The sequence below is a fragment of the Achromobacter sp. GbtcB20 genome (assembly GCF_019091095.1).
GTDB lineage: Bacteria > Pseudomonadota > Gammaproteobacteria > Burkholderiales > Burkholderiaceae_B > Achromobacter > Achromobacter mucicolens.
In genome coordinates this window covers 1-580 of the sequence record NZ_JAGXJZ010000179.1, presented here as the reverse complement: position 1 = coordinate 580, position 580 = coordinate 1, and the positions used below count along the sequence as shown (strand labels likewise).

Here is a 580-nt window from a genome sequence, read left to right as displayed (position 1 = left end):
CGTCATAGAATCAGACAAATGAGCAAGAAGCGTATCAATTTCTACCCCGGCTTGCCGCCCAGGCTGCGGCCGTTTACCGACCTCGATATCGTCTGCGGCGTCGACGAGGCCGGCCGCGGCCCGCTGGCCGGGCCTGTGTTCGCGGCCGCCGTCATCCTCGACCCGAAGCGCCCGATCGAGGGCCTGCGCGACTCGAAGAAGCTGACCGAGGCGCGCCGCGACGAGCTGGCTCCGCAGATCAAGGAAAACGCGATCGCCTGGGCCATCGCCGAATGCTCCTGCGAGGAGATCGACAGCCTGAACATCCTGCACGCGACCATGCTGGCGATGCGCCGCGCGGTCGAGGCCCTGCGGACCGTGCCGACCATTGCCCTGATCGACGGCAACCGCTGCCCGACCATGGACATCCGCGCCCACGCCATCGTCGAGGGCGACGACAAGTGCCACGCGATCTCGGCCGCGTCCATCCTGGCCAAGACCGCGCGCGATGCGCTGCTGGTGCGCCTGCACGAAGAGTACCCGCAATACTGCTTCGACCAGCACAAGGGCTATTCGACGCCGCTGCACCTGGAGCGCCTGC

At 67.1% G+C, this 580-nt stretch carries 1 protein-coding gene; it reads left to right on the top strand.

Annotated elements, in window-relative coordinates; translation table 11 throughout:
• Positions 1 to 18 precede the first annotated feature (18 nt).
• Positions 19 to 580 (top strand): ribonuclease HII (rnhB, locus tag KVT32_RS28440; RefSeq protein ID WP_217619244.1); only part of this gene is annotated, 562 nt, incomplete at its 3' end.